The following is a 4,583-nucleotide window of genomic DNA, read 5'->3' on the forward strand; positions in this document are numbered from 1 at the left end:
GGCCGCCACCCTCACCACCACCGACCTCGCCCGCCTCGCCCGCACCGGCATCACCCCCCTCACCACCACCGAAGCCCTCACCCACTTCGACACGGCACTGCGATCCGGCCGGTCGCCGCTCGTGGCGGCCCGGTTCGCGACCGCAGCACTGGCCGCCTCGGACACCCCGGTGCCGGCGCCCCTGCGTTCGCTGGTGCGGACCTCGCCGCGCCGGGTCGCGGCAGGCGCCTCGGACCAGGGCCAGGGCCCGGCCCTGAGCGAGCGGCTGGCCCTCGCCCCGGCCGCCGAGGCGGACCGCATGCTGCTCGACCTGGTGCGGACCACCACGGCCACGGTGCTCGGCCACCCCGACGCGAACTCCGTCGCGGAAGGCCGCGCCTTCACCGATCTGGGCTTCGACTCGCTGGCGGCGGTCGACCTGCGCAACCGGCTCGCCAGGGCCACCGGCCTCCGGCTGCCCACCACGCTGGTCTTCGACCACCCGACCCCGGCGTCACTCGCCGACCTCCTGCGGACCGAGCTCCTGGGCGAGCGGGCCGACCGACCGGCCGTCGCCGCCGTCGCCAACGGCACGACCGCCGCGACCGACACCGACCCGATCGCCATCGTCGCGATGGCCTGCCGCTTCCCCGGCGACGTGAGCTCACCCGAGGACCTGTGGCGCCTGGTGGTCGACGGCGTCGACGCGGTCTCCGGCTTCCCCACCGACCGCGGCTGGGACCTGGAGCGCCTGTACGATCCGAACGCCGAGCGGCCCGGCACGTCGTACACCCGCGCGGGCGGGTTCCTGCACGACGCCGACCGGTTCGACCCCGACTTCTTCGGCATCAGCCCCCGCGAGGCGCTCACCACCGACCCGCAGCAGCGCCTGCTGCTGGAGGTCGCCTGGGAGGCCTTCGAACGGGCCGGCATCGACCCGGCCGTCCTGCGCGGCTCGCGCACCGGCGTCTTCGCCGGCGTCATGTACAACGACTACGGCGCCCGGCTGCACCAGGCCCCGCAGGCTCCGGACGGCTACGAGGGCTACCTGGTGAGCGGCAGCGCCGGCAGCGTGGCCTCGGGCCGGGTGGCGTACACCTTCGGACTGGAGGGCCCGGCGGTCACCGTCGACACCGCGTGCTCCTCCTCGCTCGTCGCCCTGCACCTCGCCGCCCAAGCCCTGCGGCAGGGCGAGTGCGACCTCGCACTCGCCGGCGGGGTGACGGTGATGGCGAGCCCGGCGACCTTCGTCGAGTTCAGCCGGCAGCGCGGACTGTCCGCCGACGGCCGCTGCAAGCCGTTCGCCGCGGCGGCCGACGGCACCGGCTGGGGCGAGGGCGCGGGCCTGCTGCTCGTCGAGCGCCTCTCCGACGCCCGCCGCAACGGCCACCGGGTCCTGGCCGTCCTGCGCGGATCCGCCGTCAACCAGGACGGCGCCTCCAACGGCCTGACCGCCCCGAACGGCCCCTCGCAGCAGCGCGTCATCCACCAGGCCCTCCACCAGGCCGCACTCACCGCCGCCGACGTCGACGCGGTCGAGGCCCACGGCACCGGCACCCGCCTCGGCGACCCCATCGAAGCCCAGGCGCTCCTCGCCACCTACGGACAGGACCGGCCCGCCGAACACCCCCTCCTGCTCGGCTCCCTGAAGTCCAACATCGGCCACACCCAGGCCGCCGCAGGAGTCGCCGGCGTCATCAAGATGGTCCAGGCGATGCGCCACGGCATCCTGCCCAGGAGCCTGCACATCGACGAACCCACCCCGCACGTCGACTGGACCACCGGCGCCGTCGAACTCCTCACCGACAACACCGCATGGCCCGCACACGACCGCCCCCGCCGCGCCGCCGTCTCCTCCTTCGGCATCAGCGGCACCAACGCCCACGTCATCCTCGAACAGGCGCCCGCCCTGGCCGAGGCCCCGACCACCGAGCCGGTGGAACCGCCGGCCCGGCCGGTGCCGTGGCTGCTCTCGGGGCACACCCCCGAGGCTCTCCGGGCCGGGGCCGACCGGCTGGCCCGCCACCTCGCCGAGCGGCCGGCGGAGCCGCTCGCCGGCATCGCCCACACCCTCGCCACCGCGCGTACTCCGCAGGCCCACCGCGCCTGGTTCGTCGCGGAGGAACGGGCGGAGGTCCTGGACGCCCTCGGCGTGGTCGCCACCGGGCAGAGCGCCGGCACACCTGCACAGGCCGCACCGCGCATCGCGTTCCTGTTCACCGGCCAGGGCAGTCAGCGCGCCGGCATGGGCCGCGAACTCCACGCCGCCCACCCCGAGTTCGCCGCCGCCTTCGACGCCGCCTGCGCCGCCCTCGACCCCCACCTCGACCACCCGCTGCGCGACATCGTCTTCGCCGACGAGGGCACCCCCGAAGCCGCGCTCCTCCACCAGACCCGCTACACCCAACCCGCCCTCTTCGCCCTCGAAACCGCCCTCCACCACCTACTGGAGCACTGGGGCGTGCGCCCGGACGCGGTGCTCGGCCACTCCATCGGCTCGATCGCGGCCGCCCACGCGGCCGGCGTCCTGTCGCTGCCCGACGCGGCCGCCCTCGTGGCCGCCCGCGGCAGGCTCATGCAGGAGCTGCCTCCCGGTGGCGCCATGGTCGCCCTGTCCCTGGACGAGGAGACCACCGCCGGGCTGCTCACCGGCCTCGACAGGGCCGCGGGGACGGCCGCGCTCAACGGCCCGCGGGCGACGGTCGTCTCGGGCACCGAGGACGCCGTGCGGGAGGTCGCGGCCCGGGCCGCCGAGCTGGGCGCCAAGGTCCGTCGGCTGACCGTCAGTCACGCCTTCCACTCACCGCTGATGGAACCGATGCTGGACGACTTCCGCAAGGTCGTGGCAGGACTCGACTTCCACGCACCGCGCATCCCGGTGGTGTCCGACCTGACCGGCCGGATCGCCACCGCCGAGGAGCTCGCCTCGCCCGAGCACTGGGTCCGGCACGTCCGCGACACCGTCCGCTTCGCCGACGGACTGCGCGCCCTGGACGAGGACGGCATCGGCGGCTACCTCGAACTCGGCCCGGACGCGGTGCTCGCCACCATGGCGGCCGACACCCTCCCGGACGCGCTCCTGCTCCCCGCGCTGCGGCGCGACCGCCCGGAGCTGCGCACCCTCCCGCAGGCGCTCGCCGCCCTGCACACGGCAGGTGCCCCGGTCGACTGGGCCGCGTACTTCGCCCACCACGACGGGTACCGGCCGGAGCTTCCCACCTACCCCTTCCAGCGCGACCGCTACTGGCTCGACGTCCCGCAGGCGCCCACCGGCGACCTCGGCCGGGCCGGCCTGGGCACCGCGGACCACCCGCTGCTCGGGGCCGCCGTCGAGCTCGCCGACGGTTCGGGTACCGTCCACACGGGCCGGCTGTCCCTGCGCACCCAGCCCTGGCTCGCGGACCACCGGATCCTCGGCTCCGCGCTCCTCCCCGGCACCGCGCTCCTCGAACTCGCGCTGCACGCCGGCCTGCGGGCCGGCAGCCCGACCGTGACGGAACTGACCCTGCACGCCCCCCTGGCGGTCCCGGAGGAGGGCGCCGTCCAGATCCAGCTGACCGTCGGCGCATCCGACGAGGAAGGCGGACGCTCCGTCACGATCCACTCCCGCGAGGACGGCGCCGAGGCGCCGTGGACGATGCACGCCTCCGGTGCACTGACGGCCGCCGCACCTCCTGCGCCCGACCCGGAGCCCTGGCCGCCGGCCGACGCCGAACCGGTCGACGTGGCCGACGCGTACGAGACGCTGGCGGCGTCCGGGTACGCCTACGGACCGCTCTTCCAGGGGCTGCGAGCGGCCTGGCGGAACGGCGACACCTGGCACGCCGAGGTCGCACTGGCCGAGGAACTCACCGACCGGGTGGGCGAGTTCTCGGTCCACCCGGTACTGCTCGACGCCGCGCTGCACCCCCTGGCACTGGCCGGCTCGGACGGCTCGGGCGGCCTGCGGGTGCCGTTCTCCTGGAGCGGGGTCCGGCTGCACACCACCGGCGCGACCGCGCTGCGCGTCCAACTGACCCCCACGGGAACCGACCGCGTCGCCCTCCTGCTGACGGACGCCGACGGCTCACCGGTGCTCTCGGTCGACACCCTCGCGGTGCGCGAGACCGACCCGGCCCGGCTGGCCACCACCCGCCGGGCGGCGGACTCCCTGCTCCAGCTCGACTGGGTTCCGCTCGCGGCGTCCGGTGGGGGTTCGGGTCACTCCGACACCCCGGAACCGGTGATCGTCCACCTCGACACCGACACCACCCCCGAGGACACCGCACTCCACGCCCTCACCCTCGTCCAGAACTGGCTCACCCAGGACCACCCCACCGGCACCCGCCTCGCCCTCATCACCCACGGCGCACTCGCCACCCACCCCAACGAACCCGTCCCCGCACTCACCCAATCCACCGCCTGGGGCCTCATCCGCACCGCCCAATCCGAACACCCCGGACACTTCACCCTCATCGACACCGACAACACCCCCGCCTCACACCACGCACTCCCCACCGCCCTCACCACCAACGAACCCCAACTCGCCCTCCGCCAAGGCCACATCCTCACCCCCCGCCTCACCAAAACCACCCCCACCACCAACCCCACCACCCTCAACCCCA

1 protein-coding gene is annotated in these 4,583 nt (G+C 75.0%); it reads left to right on the forward strand.

The genetic code is table 11. The features are described 5' to 3' along the window. Positions 1-4,583: beta-ketoacyl synthase N-terminal-like domain-containing protein (locus ACFVU9_RS45285; RefSeq protein WP_387603924.1), on the forward strand; the 4,583-nt coding region annotated here is incomplete at both ends.

The sequence above is a fragment of the Kitasatospora sp. NPDC057936 genome (assembly GCF_042887525.1).
Lineage (GTDB): Bacteria > Actinomycetota > Actinomycetes > Streptomycetales > Streptomycetaceae > Kitasatospora.